15 protein-coding genes are annotated in these 19,046 nt (G+C 51.4%); 6 read left to right on the plus strand and 9 right to left on the minus strand.

From position 1 onward, the window contains the following. Positions 1 to 127 precede the first annotated feature (127 nt). Positions 128 to 370 (plus strand): hypothetical protein, encoded by a 243-nt coding sequence (locus tag CRP01_RS19175; protein WP_099151710.1) that lies wholly within the window; start codon positions 128 to 130, stop codon positions 368 to 370. A gap of 82 nt (positions 371 to 452) precedes the next feature. Here CRP01_RS19175 and CRP01_RS19180 read toward each other — a convergent pair whose 3' ends face one another. The 6 genes from CRP01_RS19180 to CRP01_RS19205 form a co-directional block, all read right to left on the minus strand. Next, positions 453 to 3,908, minus strand: coding sequence for an efflux RND transporter permease subunit (locus CRP01_RS19180; protein ID WP_099151711.1), 3,456 nt, complete (start codon positions 3,906 to 3,908; stop codon positions 453 to 455). Continuing rightward, complete coding sequence (locus CRP01_RS19185) at positions 3,901 to 5,079, minus strand: efflux RND transporter periplasmic adaptor subunit (RefSeq protein ID WP_099151712.1); 1,179 nt, start codon at positions 5,077 to 5,079, stop codon at positions 3,901 to 3,903. The genes CRP01_RS19180 and CRP01_RS19185 overlap by 8 nt, the downstream gene beginning before the upstream one ends. 55 nt (positions 5,080 to 5,134) lie before the next feature. Continuing rightward, positions 5,135 to 6,532: a TolC family protein gene (locus CRP01_RS19190; RefSeq protein WP_170110448.1), complete on the minus strand. Its 1,398-nt coding sequence runs from the start codon at positions 6,530 to 6,532 to the stop codon at positions 5,135 to 5,137. 152 nt (positions 6,533 to 6,684) lie between these two features. Further along, the gene (locus CRP01_RS19195) at positions 6,685 to 7,308 is read right to left on the minus strand and encodes a TetR/AcrR family transcriptional regulator (RefSeq protein ID WP_099151714.1); all 624 of its coding nucleotides are present in this window, start codon (positions 7,306 to 7,308) and stop codon (positions 6,685 to 6,687) included. A gap of 482 nt (positions 7,309 to 7,790) precedes the next feature. Further along, entirely contained in the window at positions 7,791 to 8,441 is a 651-nt protein-coding gene (gene trhA / locus CRP01_RS19200) for a PAQR family membrane homeostasis protein TrhA (protein WP_099151715.1), read from the minus strand. A gap of 62 nt (positions 8,442 to 8,503) precedes the next feature. Further along, entirely contained in the window at positions 8,504 to 9,211 is a 708-nt protein-coding gene (locus tag CRP01_RS19205; protein WP_099151716.1) for a hypothetical protein, read from the minus strand. A gap of 339 nt (positions 9,212 to 9,550) precedes the next feature. Between CRP01_RS19205 and CRP01_RS19210 the strand changes: the two genes are divergently transcribed. Continuing rightward, the gene (locus CRP01_RS19210) at positions 9,551 to 10,198 is read left to right on the plus strand and encodes a GNAT family N-acetyltransferase (protein WP_233752713.1); all 648 of its coding nucleotides are present in this window, start codon (positions 9,551 to 9,553) and stop codon (positions 10,196 to 10,198) included. 173 nt (positions 10,199 to 10,371) lie between these two features. On the opposite strand, the gene CRP01_RS19215 is transcribed toward CRP01_RS19210, so the two are convergent. Together CRP01_RS19215 and CRP01_RS19220 are read right to left on the minus strand one after the other, a co-directional pair. Further along, complete coding sequence (locus CRP01_RS19215) at positions 10,372 to 11,709, minus strand: ADP-ribosylglycohydrolase family protein (RefSeq protein WP_099151717.1); 1,338 nt, start codon at positions 11,707 to 11,709, stop codon at positions 10,372 to 10,374. Between the two features lie 36 nt (positions 11,710 to 11,745). Next, positions 11,746 to 12,741: a phosphotransferase gene (locus CRP01_RS19220; protein ID WP_099151718.1), complete on the minus strand. Its 996-nt coding sequence runs from the start codon at positions 12,739 to 12,741 to the stop codon at positions 11,746 to 11,748. A gap of 181 nt (positions 12,742 to 12,922) precedes the next feature. Here CRP01_RS19220 and CRP01_RS19225 point away from each other — a divergent pair, with 181 nt between their 5' ends. Both CRP01_RS19225 and CRP01_RS19230 read left to right on the plus strand, forming a co-directional pair. Continuing rightward, positions 12,923 to 13,735 (plus strand): helix-turn-helix domain-containing protein, encoded by an 813-nt coding sequence (locus tag CRP01_RS19225; protein ID WP_099151719.1) that lies wholly within the window; start codon positions 12,923 to 12,925, stop codon positions 13,733 to 13,735. An 86-nt stretch (positions 13,736 to 13,821) separates the two neighbouring features. Then, positions 13,822 to 14,844, plus strand: a complete 1,023-nt coding sequence (locus tag CRP01_RS19230; RefSeq protein WP_099151720.1) for a hypothetical protein — start codon at positions 13,822 to 13,824, stop codon at positions 14,842 to 14,844. Between the two features lie 98 nt (positions 14,845 to 14,942). Here the strand turns inward: CRP01_RS19230 and CRP01_RS19235 are convergent, their stop codons facing one another. Continuing rightward, positions 14,943 to 16,364 carry a purine-cytosine permease family protein gene (locus tag CRP01_RS19235; protein ID WP_099151721.1) on the minus strand — a complete coding sequence of 474 codons (1,422 nt, stop codon included), beginning with the start codon at positions 16,362 to 16,364 and terminating at the stop codon, positions 14,943 to 14,945. A gap of 219 nt (positions 16,365 to 16,583) precedes the next feature. Here CRP01_RS19235 and CRP01_RS19240 point away from each other — a divergent pair, with 219 nt between their 5' ends. Both CRP01_RS19240 and CRP01_RS19245 read left to right on the plus strand, forming a co-directional pair. Further along, positions 16,584 to 17,552, plus strand: coding sequence for a sugar phosphate isomerase/epimerase family protein (locus tag CRP01_RS19240; protein WP_099151722.1), 969 nt, complete (start codon positions 16,584 to 16,586; stop codon positions 17,550 to 17,552). A 171-nt stretch (positions 17,553 to 17,723) separates the two neighbouring features. Further along, positions 17,724 to 19,013 (plus strand): hypothetical protein, encoded by a 1,290-nt coding sequence (locus CRP01_RS19245; RefSeq protein WP_099151723.1) that lies wholly within the window; start codon positions 17,724 to 17,726, stop codon positions 19,011 to 19,013. The last annotated feature ends 33 nt before the right edge of the window (positions 19,014 to 19,046 follow it).

The raw sequence follows: 19,046 nt of genomic DNA on the forward strand, positions 1-19,046 counted from the left end.
GATGATCAATAAGCTTAAATTGGCTGGGAAAAGGTATAAAATTGAGTACTATTAAAAGCTAAAATAAGTGAATGTTTCGTTTTGAGTTTGCGCGAAATTTCGAATTTTGATTCTTAAATGCTTTTCATTGAACACATTACAAAAAAAAGGTTTTAAACCCAGTCAAGCTAACGAAAATCCAGATAATTGTGACATAGTAAATAACCTAATAAATTTTAAACAAAACGGATGGCTCTATAAATTGCCCAAAAACGATATAAATACAGCAGATTATAAATTAGATTTAAAACACATGTCACATTTTATGAAAAAAGCGGCCCTTTTCGCAACACTGCCATGGACAAAAGTCCGATATGTGGCATTTTTATAAACAACTAACTATCAACCCTTTAAAAATAAAAAAAAAGAGAGACCGGTGGGCCTCTCTTTTTTTATAAATCAAATATTTTTTATCAGGATGCGGTGCTGGGCCTCACTTTCCTTTTGGGTTTGCTCCGGAAAAGGCCATAAACGCCTTTCTTCATCTGAAAAGCCAGCCAGTACATTACCGGTACTACCACCAGAGTCAGGAAAGTAGCAAACGTCAGACCGTAAATAACCGTCCAGGCCATGGGGCCCCAAATAGCGGTATTATCTCCACCGATGAAAATATGGGGATCCAGATCTGAAATAAAGGTAAAGAAGTTGAAATTGAAGCCGATCGCCAGTGGGATCAGTCCCAGTACCGTCGTGATCGCCGTCAGCAACACTGGGCGCAGACGGATCGCACCGGCCTTGGCGATGGCGTCCTTAATGTCTTCAGAAGACAGTTCCCGGTCAGTTTCCACCCCGCGTTCCTCTCGTTTGTTTTTCAACATCAGGTTAATGTAGTCGATCAATACGATCGCGTTGTTTACCACTACCCCGGCGAGCGAGATGATCCCCACCCCGGTGAAGATCACCGAGATATCGCGATTGGTAAATACATAGCCCAAAAATACCCCAATGGTACTGAAGAGCACCGACAGGATAATGATGAAGGGAGACGAGATCGAGTTGAACTGGGCGACAATAATGATAAAGATCGAGAACAGGGCTACCATAAAGGCAACATTCAGATAGGCCATATCCTCTGTCTGCTGTTGCTGCTGCCCGGTGAATTCATAACTGAAACCATCCGGGAACGGATAGAGCTGCATGTAGTCATTCATCTGGGCGATGATCTCATTGGCGTTATAGCCTTCGATCACGTTGGAATAGATGGTGACGACGCGGTCCAGGTTCTTCCGCTTGATGGAACTGAAAGTAGAAGTGTAATCGACGTCCGCTACAGCGGCGATCGGCACCTGTACGATCTGTCCGTTAGACGGGTTCCGGAACGTCACTTTCTGGTTCAGCAGATTATCAATATTGTAGCGATAGCGTTCGTCCAGCCGGACTACGATCGGATGTTCTTCCTCCCCGTCCTTAAACTTGGATACTTCCTTACCGAAAACCGCCGTCCGGATCGCCATGGCGATACTGGAGGTCGATACTTCGTAGCGTCTGGCCGCATCCCGGTCAATATTCACGATCAGTTCCGGTTTTCCGATCTTTACATCCGACTGCAATTCCTCGATACCGGGAATACTCTTACTGTTGATGTAACTGATCACCTCGTCGGACATCGTCACCAGCTGATTGATGTCCTCTCCCTGGATCTCCAGGTTGATCGGCTTTCCGGTAGCCGGACCGTCGGCGTTTTTATCAACGGAGATCGATACGCCGGGATATCCCTGTACGGCTTCCCGAATATCGTCCATTACCTTAAAGGTCGAAACTCCGCCCCGTTCTTCGGTCGGTACAAAAGATACCGTCAGACGGGCTTTATGGGGCGACACGCCCGGTTCGGGCGGACCGTTCGGATCGGAAGTGTTTTCCCCGATCTGGGACAGTACTGCTTCCACGATGCCCTCGTAGGGTTCCACCGCCTCGGCCACTTTGACTTCCAGCTCTTCCATCAGTTCACTGGTCGCTTCGATATCTTTACCCAGCGGCAGTTCGACGAAAGCATTTACATAGATCGGGTCCGCCGAAGGGAAAAAGATCACCTTCGGCGGAAATGCCGCCAACAGGCCGATCGCGATGAACAAGGTCAGGAAAGTACCGAAGAAAATGGTTTTCGGGTATCCCAGTGCCTTGGCTACAAAGCGGTCGTAGAATGTTTCCAGTCGCGGCAGGAAGCGGTTCTGGAAAGAGAAGGCCGCCGGCCGCAGGAAGAAAAAATTCAGCAGGGTAACGATGAATACCACGCCGAGGAGGTTCCGTCCCCAGGCAATACCCATAGCGTGGCAAACGATAGCCAGGATGAGCATGGAGGCCGCAGCGATCAGGACATTATTCCGGCGCCGGAGGCGTACTTCGGAATCGTCCGCCCGCTCGTCCACTTTCATAAAACGACTGGTAAATACCGGGTTGATCACCAGCGCTACGAACAGCGAAGACGTCAGCACCAGGATCAGGGTGATCGGCATATACTGCATAAAGCTACCCATGATACCCGGCCAGAAAGCCAGCGGAACGAAAGCCGCCAGCGTGGTGGCCGTGGAAGCGATGATCGGCATCGCTACCTCACCGGCTCCGTATTTGGCCGCGTCCGAACTGGAATAACCCTCCTGCATATAACGGTAAATATTCTCCACTACCACAATGGCATTATCGACCAGAAGTCCGAGGGCCAGAATGAGCGAGAATAGCACCACAATGTTCATCGTCACTCCCGTCAGGTACAACCAGAGGATACCCATCAGCATGGATAGCGGGATCGCCAGACCGACGAATAGCGCGTTCCGGATACCGAGGAAGAACAGCAGTACCAATACCACCAGGATCACCCCGGAAATAATACTGTTCTCGAGGTTGTTCACCTGGTTGCGGGTATTGACCGACTGATCGTTGAACAAACTGATCTTCAGATCTGCGGGCAATTTTTCGCGAGCCTCATCGGTCAGTACCTTGATCTTATCGGCGGCGTCCAGCAGGTTTTCCCCCTGGCGTTTGATCACATCCAGAGAAATGACCGGCAGGCCGTCCGAGCGGGCGATACTGGTGCGTTCCTTGAAACCATATTCTACATTAGCGATATCTTTCAGGAAGATCGGACGCTGGTTTTCACTCTTCACGATCATGTTCTCCAGCTCCTCTACCGATTCGAACTCTCCTTTCACCCGAATGGCCCGGCGGAAGTCCTCATCATTCAGGATCTCCCCGGCCGACATCGTCACGTTTTCCGAAGCGATGGCATTCTCAATATCGGTGAAACTCACCTGCATGGATTCCATCTTGAGCAGATCCACCTCTACTTTCATTTCCCGGTCCATGGTACCTTTGAGGTCCACCCGGTTGATCTCATCCAGCTCTTCGATCTCGTCCTGCAGGTATTCTGCGTAACTCCTCAGTTCGTCGTTCCCGTAATCACCGGAAATATTGACGACTACGATAGGGATCTCGGACAGGTTGATGTCCAATACGGTGGGTTCCTGATCCAGGTCGTTCGGCAATTCCGGTTTGGCCTTATCCACCGCATCTTTCACTTTCCGCACGGCTTCATCGAGATCAACGTCCGTTTCGAATTCCGCCGTGATCACCGAGTAGTCCTGTACGGAGGTGGATTTGACATCTTTTACCCCCTCTACAGTTTGTAGCTCCTTTTCAATGGGCCGGGTTACGAGGTTCTCGATATCGGCCGCCGAGTTACCGAAATAGGGCGTATTGATGTAGACCGTCGGCCACTTCACGTCCGGGAACTGTTCTTTCGGCATCCGGTTATAACTCTGGAGGCCAAAGATCATGATCATCAAAGTGAGGATGAAAATGCTGGTCCCGTTATCGACGGCAAAAGAACTGAGGCTAAACTGTCTTTTTTTATCTTTTGTCTGTTGATCAGCCATTGTTTGCTTCGGTTTTCGCATTATTGGTTATATCGATCAGATCTTCGTCTACCAGGCCGCGGGCCCCGTCCATGATCAGTTCTTCGTCTCCGTTCAGGCCCTCGGTGATCACCACGGCTCCCTCACTATTGGTCCGGCCGATCTTGACGTAGACTTTCCGGGCGATAGGATCTTCGCCGGAGCGATCCACTACGAATACATATTTTTTACCGCCGACTTCCTCCTGCACCTGGTCCAGCGGAATGGTAACGACATCTTCCTCTTCGTAATCCTTAAAGTACACATATGCCAGCAGGTTGGGTTTGAGTCGGCGCTGCGGATCCGAAAGTGCCACCTCTACCGCGAACGTCCGGTTAGAGGGGTCGATCACCCGTCCGATCTGCGTGACCCGGGCTTCCGTTTCCCAGTCCAGAGCGGGTACGCTAACCTTAACCATTGCGCCCTGGGTGACGGATTTCAGATAGCTTTCCGGTACGCTGGCCTTGGCCTTCAGTCGATTGGTGTTCAGGATCTGAACGATGGGAGCTCCCGGAGAGGCGATTTCACCCGACTGCAGGACCTCGTTCTCCACCACTCCGGAGATCGGAGCGTAGACTTTGGATTTGGTCAGATTGAATTGCAGGGTTTCCAGACTTTTCTCCAGTCGCTCTTTGTTGTTCTTGGCTTCCAGATATTGCATTTCCGAGCCGATATTCTGATCCCAGAGGCGTTTCTGGCGTTCGTATACCGTATTGGCCAGACTAAGGGAGGTTTCCAGCTCGGCGATCTGTTTTTTCAAAGATTCCAGATCCAGTTCGGCAACCAGTTGCCCCTGTCTTACCGGATCGCCTTCTTTGACTTTCAGGCTCAGGATACGGCCGGCCGTTTCGCTGGTCACGTCCACCATATCGTCCGCTTCGATACTTCCCTGGATCTCTACAAAATGTTCAAAATCGGAGCGATTGACCGAATCGATGGTCACCAGCCTTACTTTTTTGCCCCCGAAGGTGGGATCTTCCTTGGCGATCTCGGATTCCAACTGGGCAATCTGGAGGGTCAGCTTATTGAGTTCCTCCTTTTTTTCTTGCAGGTAAGCCTTTTTGCCTTCCAGATCGGCGGGAACTTCTTCTACCGTCGGATTGCAGGCTACGAACAGCAGGGCGATAGCTAAAAAGCTAAAAAGATGTTTCATTGTTAACGCTTTAAAGGTCGGGTCCCGCCCGCGGGCAGGACCCTAAGATTGTTTTCTATTGGATGTTCAATGCTTTTTCGAGATTGGCCCGGGCCACAACCAGATCGTACATAGCCTGCATGTAATTGCTTTGGGTCGTATACAGACTTTGCTCGGCCTGGGACACCTCCAGACTGGAACCTACTCCTTCCCGGTATTTCACCTGGGTGGTCTGGTAGATCCTTTCGGCCAGTTCTAGGTTCTTTTGCTGGTTGGCCAGCCGCTCCTGGGCGTTCATATAGCTCGTGCGGGCGCTTTCCACCTCAAAGCTGATGGCCTGCACCAGTTCATTCCGCTGGTTGATCGCCTCTTCCAGATCTAACTGCGCTCGCTGTATTTTGGCTTTTTTGTTAAAGCCGTCGAAGATCGGTACGTTCAGCGTCAGGCCGACGAAGGCAGCCGGCGCCCAGAAACCGTTTTTCAGGTCATTTCCGAAATACGACTGCTGGTAAGTAGCGAAACCTCTCAGACTCGGCAGGTACCCCATCTTATTGACCCGGATATTCAATTCGTTGAGCTGCAGCGCTTCGTCAATCAGGCCGATCTCGGGCCGGCGTTGAAAATTGACCGCATCGGTCAGGGATCCGGCGGGAGCTTCTACTATCATCTCATCGAGATCTCCGGTGACCTCCAGTTCGCTGTCCTGGGGATAGTTCATGGCAAACTTCAGACCGGCAATGGCCAGTTCTTTCTGGCGCAGGAGGTTATCCCGTTCGGTCTGTAGGTTGGTCAGAGAAAGCTCCAGCCGATCGACGTCGAGTTGTTCGGCAAAACCGGCTTTGTACAGTTCTTCCGTTTCAAAGTGCAGTCGTTCCAGGTTGGTGATATTTTTTTCCAGAAGCTCGAGGTTCTCGTCCACCAGCAGCACCGGATAGTAGGCATCGATCACCTGATTGCGGACTTCCCGTTCTTTCACCGCCAGGTCCACGGCGGCGTATTTGCGGTAGGCTCTGGCGGCCTGCAGACCGACAAAATAGCTGCCGTCAAAGATCATGGACTCCAGATTGAGCGAAGCCGTCAGATTGTTTTTCAATACGAAAGCCACCCCGCCGGAATCGTCACCCGAATTCTGTTCCAGCAGCAGTTGCCGGGTCGATTCGGATAAATAGGGCATCAGATCGGCGAAAACCACGCCGAAAGTCTGAAAGTTTTCCGGCAGAGGCTGCACCGGTACTTTCAGATAGTGTTGAAAATTGACACTACCGTTCAGCTGGGGCAGACCGGTAGAACGCCGCTCAATGATCTGCGCTTCCGCATCACTGATGTTTAAACGGGCGTTTTGGGTGGAGGTGCTGTTATTGATGGCATAACTGATCGCATCTTCCAGAGATACCGTGTTGGGTTGGGCACTAAGTCCCGTCACCATCCAAAGCATCACCAGCGCGAAGCCAAGCCTTTTCCCGGATTGTTTCATTATGGTATAAACAGTTTGGTAATTAATGTCTCGTTTAAGCGTGTTGAAAGGTTGGGTTAGAAGCATACATGCCGATTGATGTGTTTTTCCGGCGGGCCGTTGATCTACCCTTCCACAACATCAAAGCCTGCGAAAATCGTTCCGCATTTTGCCTATTCTTCACTGCGTGTCCCTATGGTCGGCATATGTCGCTCCAGTAATACCAAACCTTTGGCGGAAGCGATCCCGTGCAAATGATAGTTCATATGCTGGATGAAAAGATCATCCATCCGGTATTCCCGCACCGGAAACCACTGATCATTGGTCACAAAATCACTACTTCCCACGTACAGTTTGGCAATAATATCCGGATTGAGATCACTTCGGTAAACGCCCTGGGCGATCCCGCGCTCCAGATTATCCCGGATAAGATCGTAGTAATGATTGCAGTGCAGGGACTCCATCATCTTCCAGGTGCTCCGGTAGTACTTCTGCAGGTCGTAAACCGTAGTGGGTGACAAATGCCGCAACGTTTTCAACACAAACTTGGTGATATTGAGTATTTCGTCAATCGCATCTTCCGAAGTTTCCCGAAAGCGGGCCATCATCTCTTTTTCTTCTGAAATCTTTTGCTCAAAGATCTGTTCGATGAGATCCGACTTGTTGCTTACGTGTTCGTACAGCGTCTTTTTGGAAATACCCAATTCACGTGCTATGTCGTCCATGGTAACACTTTTGATACCATAGCGCATAAACAGGTCTGCTGCCTTGCTGATAATCTGCTGTTTGGAATCCATTATCCTCCTGCTGTAAGGGCTTTTGTTAGCTGCAATCCAGGTCGTTCTGAACGTCCATAGAGGATAAAACTTTGTGAATAAAGAGCCGGCCAGGCATTTGTAGGAAGCATGTTGCTCCACTTTTGCTGACCGCCGGCGTCCGTTCTGCTGCTTACTTCCCCTCTACGCCTTGCTTACTGTTTGCTATTGGTTCAGGATTGCAATATGAATTAATTATACCTACTACGCTGTTGGAAGCTGTTTCAAACAGTTTCCGTAAAGCCCGTCATTCGTTTTCACCGAATTTCGGTGCAAATGTAGATCATTTTAACAAAGGAAACTTTTTTTGGTTCTAAAGTTTCCTGAGTATTCTGCGTTTTTCTACAAATCCATGAAAACGGTCGATAAATGGCGCCAAATGTTCTTCAGGATAATGACAAATGGAAAGGACCTAATTGGACAGAAAAGGACATCCTCAATCTGAATAAAATGGGTAAAATGCGCTACTGCACCGCCCAGTATACCGCAGTAAAGTGGAAAAGACTGGCAGCCAGCACAAAAACGTGCCAGATACCGTGGTGGTAGCGCAAACTTTCCCATCGGTAAAAGATCACCCCGATGGTATAAAGCAAACCACCGATGGCAATGGGAGCGATGGTGAATCCGGGCAGATTTTCCCAGAAACTGCGGGCACCGAAGATCAACATCCAGCCCATTAAAATGTAAATGGCCACGGAAAGTTTCTCAAAGCGCCCCACGTAGAAGACCTTGAAGAAAAGCCCGATCAGGGTAAGCATCCACAGGATCGAAAGGATGGTGTAACCGGTAAAGTTATTGACATAGATCAGCACAAAAGGCGTATAGCTACCGGCGATCATGACGTAGATTGCTACGTGATCGAAGATCCGCAGGCGATGTTTGAGTCGCGGTTTCTGAAAACTATGGTATAATGTGGAGGCCGCATAGATCAGCAGGAAACTAAAGCCATAGACCGAAGCCCCCAGCAGGTCGTTCCAGCTTCCGGTAGAAGCGGTGTAGATCAGCCAGGGCACCGCAACGAGGCCGAACAAGAGACCGGCGCCGTGGGTCAGACTGTTTACCAGTTCCTCCGTACGGGTATAATCGGGAAAAGAAGGGATCGTATTTTTTGACATGTCAGGCGATTTCTTCCCATAAGAACGACGCAATACCCGGGATTGTTAAGTGAGACCGGGACTTATTGGCGAAAAAAGTCAGTTTTGCCGCCGGCCACCTCGCCCCAGAGTTTGATATTATCCACCATTCCCGTATCGTCAAAGGACCCAAAACCGATGTAGCCGGCGTTGAAGTGGGTGTCTTCGGCTTCCATGATCGGCTCGTTCATATCGTTGAAGTATACTTTAATGGTCCCGGTCTCTACATTGCGCTCGATACGCACGGTGTTCCAGGCTTTTCCCCAGCGGATACCGTCGGTAGTCTTTTTGGCAATATTGCGCCTTGGCTCGTCATTGACGATGAAAATATTGTGGGCATTCGGATCGGCGATCGAAGCCATGTGGACATAGTAAAAATTGGCCGGGTCCTTCATTGCAAAGAACAGGCACATATCCCGGTGGCCGTATTCGCGGCCGGTCTGCTTCAGCTTAACTTCGAGGACAAAATTTCCGACCTTCACCTTGTTCAGCATCGCGATGTTGAGCGGAGAGCGTACCCGGGGAGCGTACTGGCTTTTCCCGAATAGCTCCATCGACTGATTATCCAGCGTGTCCGACAAACGCCAGGCAGACGGATCGGTAAAATCAAAATCCTGCATGCTCATGCCGTGCTCGAAATCATTTTCGTACAACAGCGGATAATCCTGGGCCTGCAGGCCAAGGGTCGTAAACAGGGAAAATAAAAATACGAGTGGTATCTGCTGCGGAAAGTATCGAAGACGTGGGTGCATACCGGCGTGGTTTGATGGTTTAGTACTACAGGACGCTACTGCCAATAGTGTCGAACATTGAAAATTAATAAAGCATGTCTTCACCGCGAAGGCCGCGAAGCCGCGAAGTTTTACAATGACTTTTTTCGAGAAAATTTGCTTCAGCAAATTTTTCGATCTTTTGCAACATTAACGGTTAAGAACACAAAGGTTAGTGGATTTGCCGTCGGCAAATTCACTAAAAAGCCTAGCGTCTTTGCGCCTCCGCGGTGAAATTCAGTCATTTCTGGTTTTCAATTTCCAACTATTAATGTTCCTCACTAGTAGCAGGAGCGTCCGCTTTTCTACCTAACTGACGAAATGCAGCCCGAAAACCAGTACTTTGCCCGTACGATAAAATTCGTGGAACTAAATGCCCCGCGGCTGCAGTTAATTACGAACATCCATTACACCATGCAGAAATTTCCAACCATAAAGACCGAAAGGCTGGTGCTGAGTCAACTGAGCGCCGCCGATATCCCGCGTATCGTAACCTATGCCGCTGAGAAGGAGATCTCACAATACACGCTCAACATCCCCTTCCCCTACACGGAGCAGGACGCTATTTTCTGGATCAACCAATCCAACCAGGGTTTTAAGAACGGGACGCAACTGATCTTCGCCATCCGCCTCCAACCGGAGTTGGATTTCATCGGGGGCATCGGTCTGACCCTGTCCGAAAACTACCATCGGGCCGAGATCGGCTACTGGGTCGGAAAACCCTTCTGGAACCGTGGGTATACCTCCGAGGCGGTGGAGGCGATTATCGGTTACGGCTTTCAGAACCTACAGCTCAATAAACTGATGGCCACCCATCTGGATAAGAATCCGGCTTCCGGCCGGGTGATGCTGAAAAATGGGATGGTGCAGGAAGGTACATTGCGGGAGCACATATTTAAAGACGGGGCCTACTTCGATCTGATCCATTACGGCCTGACCCGTAAAGCCTTTGAAAAGCTGAGTGAATAACGATTTACAAAATTTTGTAAATTTTGCAAATCTGCAAGTTGCCATAACCCCCATTGGCAAAATCTGGTAAGTTTGTGCAACTTACCAGATCCGGTCATTCCCGGTCGGCCTCTATTACCATTTTTCCATAAGGTAGCTTGAGAACTGAACGCCCCTACTCCTCCTTGCCGAACCTACTTCCCGTATAGCTGCTCGGTGAGGTCCCGGGCCAGATCTTCCAGGGAGATTCCCAGGAGCTCCTTATTGGCCTGCAGGGAAGTGCGGGCCAGGTCCTGCGGCAAGGCCTCAAAACCCAGGTAAGCGCCCAGAATAGCGCCCGTAACCGCCGCTACGGTATCGTTATCCCGGCCGTAATTGGTGACAAATTCCAGGGTTTCCCCAAAGTCGCCCCGACCGAACTCCAGGGCCGTCAGATTGATCAGGTGCACTTCGCCGGCGTGAAAGGGAATATCCTGCAGTTTTTCATCCAGCAGCTCGTAGGCTCGTTGGAGCTGGGCGAGGTACAAAGGGCCGCGCTTGAAATTCTTCGGCATTTCCAGATCGGCCGGAATGTCCGCTTCCGTCAGGCCGCGGGCTTCGTCCACAATGTATTTCGCATCCCGGAACAGCCGGTAACTGATCCGGCCGACCAGTCGGGAACTGAAATAATTCAGGGGATCGGTAGAGCGGGAAAGCAAAGTGATCCGTTCAAAGGGAATTCCGGGCCGCATAGCTTCGGCTACATAGGCCGCAGTCAGGCCGGTAATATCCCGGGCGTAGCCCAGGTCAAAGATGCCCAATCGGTAAGCTTCCGTATACGCCCGCTCGGGATGAGCCGGATAGTAGGCACCCAGCATAGGAGCGTACAACATACCCGCACAGGCCATTTCGCCCCCGTAAAATCGATTGAGGGCGTAACTGTAGGCATCGAGGTCCTCTTCGTAATAGGGCTTCGCCACTTTCGCCCATTCCTGCAACCACGTGACGCGCCGCAGTTCGCGTTCCAGCGGTCCGGGATCAAAGGAGCGCACGTCCAGGGCCGTCTGCGTATCTTCCAGATAATGATCGGTGATCAGCCGGGCAAAATCCCGGGCATCCAGCCGGGCCTGGTGCCGGCCGTATCCGGTCAGCCAGCCGCCGGTCAGGTACTTCCAGCGGGTATCATCGGTAGTGCCGCCTTCCGGCAGATTGACCTCCCAGGGGCCTTCGGGTGAGCCTTCCCGGATCAGAGCATCCAGGCTATCCACGTAGCCGTGCATCACCTGGATATCGTCCCGGTGCCACATTTCCGTCGGAGCGCCCATGGCATCACCGATGGCCGAACCCACCAGAGACCCCAGGAGCTTATTGTAGTAGGCTTCCCGGCTGAGCCCGTTTGGCAGCTGGAATTCTTCGATCGTATCTGCGGGCCAGTTCGGGGCGTTGAGGCTGTAATCGGTGCGATTGTCGTCTCCCGCCCGATCGTCGTTGCAGGCCGGCAGGATGAAAACGATCAGCAGAAGCGCAATAAAATAGTATGGATGGGAATGCATGATCCGGATTTTACGGGTATTCTGAGCGGTGACAATTTAGGATTTTACTAACTGGGCGGCTTCCGCCAGCAATGCTTTTCTTTCTTCCAGACTGAGTTCCAGCGGTAACTGGGCCAGACCGATAATCCGCCGCAGGATCTCCATTCCGGTAATTTTACGAGCTAGTTCAGCATCGAAATCCGAACCGGAAGGATACTGTTCCAAGGCTGTACGGACCATCGTTTCGGGCAAACGGGCCATCTTGAAGTGCGCCACCATGACGCCGTAGTCGTATTCCGGCGGACCGAAAAATGTAAATTCCGGATCGATCACGCGAAAGCCATTCTTCACCCGCAGCCAACTACCCGGATAATAATCACCGTGCAGCAGCGCCGAACCGGAACCCAGATAGATCGCTCCCAGTTGATCGATCTCCTTTTTCAGCGCCTCGTCTTTTTTATACGCCATCGCTACCGCCTGCAGCCCCTCCTGGACCGTATCCAGATCAAAGCCGTTATCAAGCAGATAGGGGTAGACGAACAGGTGTTCGTGATTGAGCTTGCGCAGGGCCAGATTATCCGGGAAACTGCGCATTTCTTTTTCCGAAAAGCGGGTCTGGTGCAAAGCGTACAAAAATTTTACGGCCGCTTCGATCTCGGGCAGAGCACCGCTCTCGTCCTTTTGGTACAAAAAGGTGTAATCGGCTCCCGCACCCAGATCCTCCAGGGCAAAGATGTAGTGCTCATCGTCATAGCCGATCACCCCCGGCAGGAAAGTATCGAGCATGTCGTTGTCACTGGCCAGATCGTAAAACTGGCTTTCGATCGCTACGCGCTCGATGGGTGCCGGGATCTGTGGATATTTCTGAACAAAAGGGCGCGATTGCTTAAGGATCAGACTGCCTTCTTCCAGTTGGACGCGCACTACGACATTCATATTGCCTTCTCCCGGTTTTTCCAGAGTCAGGACTTTGTCTTCCGGGGTGATCCACTGTTGTTCTTTCAGGTACAATTCAATTGTCTGCGGTAGGGTGTGAACGTTGAGTTCCGTCATTTCGGTACAATAGATTTTAAGAGTGTTGAAGGTTCGGCCGTTAGCCGGAGGCCTAATATCAGTAATTCCCGGCATTTTGCCCCGGTGAGCATGACTTATTTTCACCGTATTGCGTCTGGCCGCGGACAGCCTCCCCCGTTTTGATTTGCATCCCGTGCGGTAAAACGCCTATCTTCCGGGAATGAACTATACCTATCACCGTGACTGTCACGAGCTATGGGCGAATGATACTCCCGGCTATTCCCCGCCCTTCCACATCCACCACCCACCAGCGGCTGGATACGGTATCGAGCATATATTTATCATTTCCAATCCGGACCTGATCCCCACACCGGTAGTGATCCTGCCGGATCTTTGCGGTCACCTGATCGTCCATGTGTTTACCGACGGACGGACGCGGCTGCGGATTATCGGCCCGCGCACACGTGCGCTGTTCATTAACCGACAACAACGACAACGCACCTATGTGATCCGTTTCCAGCCGACCGCCCTGGCAAATTACCTGCCTTTCCCGGTGGATGAGTTGACCGACCGTTCTCTGGCATTCAATGAATTGAACGGAGCTGGACGACAAGAGCTATCATACGGCAACTGGCTCGTGGATAAACCGGCAACTATAATTGAAAGCCTATTGGCACAGCTATCCGTTTTGGGATCCCGGAGACCAGCGAGTCCGCGATCAATGCAGGTCCAGCGCTTTTTACAGGTTCAAACCGTCGGTGATCCTCCACTAAAGGTAAGTGCGATCGCCAGGCAGATCGGCCTCAGTGAACGCTACCTCCAGCGAATTGTCCGAAACCAGACCGGAATTTCCCCCAAAATGGCACTTCGTATCCTACGCTTCCGGGAAAGTTTGCAAATCCGCCAGGCGTACCGACGGCTCTCCTGGTCCGCCATTGCCGACACGGCCGGCTATTTCGATCAATCCCACATGATCGATGAATACCAACGATTTCTGGGCGCGAGTCCGGAGCAATTTTTTTATGGTCAATAGGCGGATAAGGCCGTCTTAGCCGCCGGATCGGTTCCGATTTTTCCTATACACCGGCGACAGGCGCCCTTAACTTTAGGGGAAAACGCATGAAATACCTGTTCTTACCATTCCTGCTGGCGGTGCTCAGCTGTCGCTCGAATCCCAATGCATCTAATAATATGACTTCCGATCAACTGCCGGGTTTGCTGCACGAAAGTGAACATTTCAGCTTTTACAACCCGTTCTGGTTAAATCTCCATCACTTCTTACACCACGAGGTACTGCATCGGGATACTGCCCGGGCGGACGTCTTTCCGACCCGGTGGATGGCACAACTCGACCCGGCGGAGCAAGCCATCGTGCGGGAAACCGTCAAATATTACCAAAGGGAACTGGTCGATCAGGATCTTCGCACCAGTGATTATATGACCGCTTTTAAAAGCTGGTCGGGCCAACAACCGGAAGATCAGTTCAGCAGCATACCCGATCCTTTTCGGCAACATGCCGATCATCTACTGGCGTTTGCTCCCATTTACCGTCAACATTTCTGGCCGGAGCAGAACCAGGCTAACCGGGAGATAATGGAACGGAATCTGCCCCTCATCCGCAATATTGAAGATGATGTGCATCGGCAGTTGAGTGCCTGGGCCCAGGCCGAATGGCCGGCGGAAAAGATCCGCGTGGACATTACCTATTACGCTAAATCTTACCGAAACTACGGTCGGGACCGGCCTTTTACCACACTCCATCCTACGCATGTGGTCATGAATGCTACCGGTCATGAGGTAGATGGGAATTGGGTGGAACTGCTCTTTCACGAGGCCAGCCACCATCTTATTACGCCGAATAACGGTAAAGTAAGTGAAGTGCTGAAGCAGGCCGCCCGGGACACCAGCCAAGAATTACCCGGTGGTCTCTGGCACGCCTACCTGTTCTACTTTTCCGGGAAAGCCTGTCAGGAAGCATTTCGGGACCACGGCCTGCCGGATTACGAATTGTACATGATCCGCAACCGGGTATTCGCCGACTATCATCCTTTTCTAAAAGAATACCTATCGCCTTATCTGGAAGGAAAAAGTACTTTACTGGAAAGTAGCCAGGCACTGCTCCTTGCCTACCCCCGGGAATAGATTTGATGAACCGAACTTTAGGATCCTAAGTGTAGTGAAAACATTGCTTCGGGATCCTAAAGTCCGTCGGTCATCGATCGGCTTGCCAGAAAACGGCCTTAAGCTGCAGCCGTAGCCTTTTGTTGATAACGGCTGAACAGCAAATACAGCACACCGCAACTCAGCCAGGCCGGCAGGGTTAAAAAAGAAAGAAATACGCCCTGAGAGGCCGAAATGTAATAGAACACGCCGAAGCTGATGGCCCAGGCCAGAAAAACCGCTACATTGAAACTGCTTCCGGTTCGTTCCGCAAAGTTTTGCATGACGCCCATGCGGTCCGCGAAGAAATATTCAAACACAATGACAGCTCCCATCGGGGCCAGTACAAACCCATATACAGCCACAAAATCCAGCAGCTTCATGGCAAAAGCCGGGAAAAGACCGGCAACCGTAGCTACTCCACCGGCCAGCAGAGTCATCCAGAAGGTGGAAGATTTCGGAAAAATAGCCTGGAAGGCCAGACCGGCCCGGTAGATGGTCGGGTTAGCCGTCGTCCAGCCGGCGATCACTACTGCCAGGATGCCGAAAATACCGATGGCATTGTAGGCCAACGGGCCGGGCGCTACCGACGGAGCCTGTCCGTTAGCCAGGAATTCCTGGGCTTCCGGAGAACGCAGGTAAACAGCGTACAGCAGGGCCGCAGCGATCCAGGCAATATAGTGGCCGACGTACATGCCCGCTGCGGTGGTCCAACCGGCACTGGCATTGCGGGCGTAGCGGAAAACGGAAAGGTCCGACATCCCGATATGCATGGCGGCGTTGCAGAACCAGGACCAGATCACCACGTGCCAGAAGGTATACTTGATCTGCCCCGGGAAAGGCTCGGAACCGGAGCCCCAGATATTCCAGAACTCGGAGAAACTACTTACACCCAGTTGGCCCAATGCGACAAATCCACAGGCCAGGAAGGCCAGAACGATCAGAGGAGACATCCAGTTGGCCGCACGGGAGACCGAGTCGTACCCCCGGGCTGCAATAATGGAGATCACTGCACCGACTACCAGGACTACGATCACCCAGGTCAGACCGTTGGGCATGGTATCCGTCAGTTGCGGCATCTCCATATCGAAGGGGATCCCGACGGCCGTAGCGGAAACGGTGACCATCGCTCCGGCCAGGAAACAGAACAGCACCCCGTTGGCGAGGTTATAAAAAGTGACCAGGCGTTTACCACAGATCTTTTCCAGTTGGTAGTATAGGGTCAGACGTTTTTTCACGGCAATCTCGGCGGTCAGGAACCGCCAGCTCAATACGGCGAGAAAGTTACCGATCAATAGACCGACAATGAGATCAAAGGCGCTGACTCCGGCGGTGAGAAATAAGGGTCCGATCACGAACTCCGTACCCGCAGCGTGCTCGCCGGCGTACATCCCCAAAAAACTCCTCCAGTCTTTCAGGTGACTCGAGGGAACAGGTTCCTTTTCAAATTCGTCCACGTGTTCCACGTGCTCTTCGAATTCTTCTAACTTGTTAGGTTGCATTTCGTTTTTGTTTTGTTGAAGGCGTCCTGGTCTTTGGGGAAAATCACGTCAAAATAGTCAAAAGGTTTTAAATCCGGACCAATATGGGTATTCTAGTTGAGAATCCCGTTCCGGTGTGTTCTGCCCGCTTTGGTCCGGCAAATAAATCATCACCGCCATCCGGCGATCTTTTCCAAAACCGCCAGGGATTATTACCTTTAAAATGTAAAAACGAGCAACATGGATAAGCACCAAGCAAACGGAAGAAGAAAATTTTTGGCTACCGCCGGACTGATCACCGCTGCGGGTCTGGCTCCCGGCTTTGGACAAAAACTGAATCTGGGTTATAAACCGCCCAAATTCAAAATGTGTCTGAATCCGGGTATCATTGGCGTGCAGGCCGGCCAGGAGGAATTGTTGTATATGGCCGTCGAGTACAGTTTCGAATCCATTATTTCGATGCCTAATGATCTGGCGGCTATGTCCGACAAGAAATTGAAGGAATTTCGCCAGAAAATGAAGCGGCATAAGATCAGCTGGGGTTCCACCAATCTGCCGGTTGAATTCCGCAAAGAGGAAGCCCGGTTTCGGGAAGACCTCGCCAAACTCCCGGCTGCCGCCCAGGCCCTGAAAAGAGCCGGCGCCACCCGCATGAATACCTGGGTATTGAACGGCGATAATGAGCTAACTTACCTGCGCAACTTTCAGCAACACACGGACCGACTGGGGGCCTGCGCCGAGATACTGGAAGCACACGGCATCAGTCTGGGCCTGGAATACGTCAGCCCCAAAACCCTGATGACGCGGTTCAAATATCCTTTCGTACGCAGCATGGCCGAAGCCCGGGAACTGATCACTGCGATCGGACGGCCAAACGTAGGGCTGGTACTGGATAGTTTTCACTGGTACTGCGCCGGAGATACGAAAGAGGATATACTCGCACTGGACAAAAAGGATATCATCACCTGCGATATCAACGATGCGCGTTATGGCCTCACGCCCGATACCCAGCAGGACGGCTCGCGGGAACTACCGATGACCACCGGTGTGATCGATCTCAAACCCTTTCTGGAGGCCCTGGTCGAGATCGGCTATGACGGTCCGGTCCGCGCCGAGCCCTTTAACAAGGAATTGAATGAAATGGACAATCAGGCGGCCCTGAAAGCGACCTATGCGGCTATGCGTAAGGCTTTTGATCTGGTGCAGTAAGCCCATCGGGCGAACTAAAAGCCGGCGAACGGAATAAAACGGGGAAGTGGTAGCGGTTTTGGAGATCATCTGTTTTAATTAAACTGCTGAAAAGGATAATTTTCACTATCTTAAACACTGATAACCGGACACTTAAGGGTCTGGATCCACCTTAACCAAACTGCTCCTCTCATGTACCGAATGTTTACCCTCCTGCTGTGCAGTCTCTGTACGCTGACTGTCTTTAGCCAGAAAAATTTTGTACCCGCCCACCTGACGACTCTCGACGGCCGTACGTATGTCGGGGAGATTGATTTCCGGGAATGGACCATCAATCCGGACCACATCCGGTTCCGGCCGTCGGCGGATGGAAAGATCCAGGAATTGAGCGTGCGGGAAGTTGCCGGCTTTCAGATCGATGAGCAGCAGGAAAAATACATACGGGCCGAAATCAGCATTATTGACGAATCAATCGAATTTGATCAATTACCGTTCTTTCGAAACGTACTTTCCATTGATCACCGGATACCCCGGGTAGAAGCAACGGTATTTCTGCGGGTGCTCGCCGAAGGAACCCTCAATCTCTATCAGTTCATCGATCAGAATCATCGCCTTCATTATTACCTGCAAAAGGGGACCGGACCAATCGAAGAGCTTACCTACCGGGTGGTCAAGCTATTCGAGGCCGAACCTGTACTGCAGGCGGGTATGCGCCGCACGGACAATGCCCACATTGTAATATTGGAAACCTATAAAATGGAACTGGCCAAAGCGATGACCAACGGCTGCCCCAAACTCCAGAGTGCTATCGGCCAACTCCCCTACTCCAACCTCATTAAAAATCTGGTGGTGAGTTATAATGAATGTCTGGATAATTCTACTTACGTCATGCCCAGGCAAAAGTCTTACCATGCATTTTTTGTCCAGGCGGGTATCCTGAACGCCGGCTTCTCCGCTAATGACCAGAACCATCCGGAGACGATCAAACTCTCCAAAGACCTTTCCGCTTACCTGGGGCTGGGCTATGAATTTGCCGTTCCCCGCACCCGGGATAAATTCATTCTGGGTCTGGAGTTAGGTTTTTTCAGCAGTCGGTCGATTGCCAGTAACGAATTTTTCATTGTTGAAGGCGCCCGGCGCTCCATTCGGTACGAGCTGGAACAAAATGTGAGTCAGTTTAGTTTGTACGGAAAATTTATTCCCTTTAAAGTCAAATACGCTCCGTACATCAAAGCGGGACTGGGTATATTCCACTACCGTAAGAACAGTTTCACCGTCCAGGACAACCGTCCGAATAATTACGTGTTCTCCCGGCACGATCTGAAAAAAGCCGAAATGACTTCCCTGCTCGGGATCGGTATTCAGTCCAGGCGGTTCTTCACGGAGTTCCGGTACGGTTCCGGTACTGATATCAATCCTACTACCGGATATGATCTGCAGATCGATCGATGGTCATTGGTGCTGGGGGTGAAGTTTATGTAACACCGACTTCCAGTCGGTGACACAGCCGACTGG

It is taken from the genome of Flavilitoribacter nigricans DSM 23189 = NBRC 102662 (genome assembly GCF_002646595.1).
Taxonomy (GTDB): domain Bacteria; phylum Bacteroidota; class Bacteroidia; order Chitinophagales; family Saprospiraceae; genus Flavilitoribacter; species Flavilitoribacter nigricans.

Bases quoted from the DNA above. Each gene is read 5' to 3' on its own strand.
- CRP01_RS19230 (WP_099151720.1), top strand. From the start codon at position 13,822: ATGAAATACCTGTTCTTACCATTCCTGCTGGCGGTGCTCAGCTGTCGC.
- CRP01_RS19225 (WP_099151719.1), top strand. From the start codon at position 12,923: ATGAACTATACCTATCACCGTGACTGTCACGAGCTATGGGCGAATGAT.
- CRP01_RS19180 (WP_099151711.1), bottom strand. From the start codon at position 3,908: ATGGCTGATCAACAGACAAAAGATAAAAAAAGACAGTTTAGCCTCAGT.
- CRP01_RS19245 (WP_099151723.1), top strand. From the start codon at position 17,724: ATGTACCGAATGTTTACCCTCCTGCTGTGCAGTCTCTGTACGCTGACT.
- CRP01_RS19195 (WP_099151714.1), bottom strand. From the start codon at position 7,308: ATGGATTCCAAACAGCAGATTATCAGCAAGGCAGCAGACCTGTTTATG.
- CRP01_RS19205 (WP_099151716.1), bottom strand. From the start codon at position 9,211: ATGCACCCACGTCTTCGATACTTTCCGCAGCAGATACCACTCGTATTT.
- CRP01_RS19185 (WP_099151712.1), bottom strand. From the start codon at position 5,079: ATGAAACATCTTTTTAGCTTTTTAGCTATCGCCCTGCTGTTCGTAGCC.
- CRP01_RS19235 (WP_099151721.1), bottom strand. From the start codon at position 16,364: ATGCAACCTAACAAGTTAGAAGAATTCGAAGAGCACGTGGAACACGTG.
- CRP01_RS19220 (WP_099151718.1), bottom strand. From the start codon at position 12,741: ATGACGGAACTCAACGTTCACACCCTACCGCAGACAATTGAATTGTAC.
- CRP01_RS19215 (WP_099151717.1), bottom strand. From the start codon at position 11,709: ATGCATTCCCATCCATACTATTTTATTGCGCTTCTGCTGATCGTTTTC.
- CRP01_RS19240 (WP_099151722.1), top strand. From the start codon at position 16,584: ATGGATAAGCACCAAGCAAACGGAAGAAGAAAATTTTTGGCTACCGCC.
- CRP01_RS19210 (WP_233752713.1), top strand. From the start codon at position 9,551: ATGCAGCCCGAAAACCAGTACTTTGCCCGTACGATAAAATTCGTGGAA.
- trhA (WP_099151715.1), bottom strand. From the start codon at position 8,441: ATGTCAAAAAATACGATCCCTTCTTTTCCCGATTATACCCGTACGGAG.
- CRP01_RS19190 (WP_170110448.1), bottom strand. From the start codon at position 6,532: ATGAAACAATCCGGGAAAAGGCTTGGCTTCGCGCTGGTGATGCTTTGG.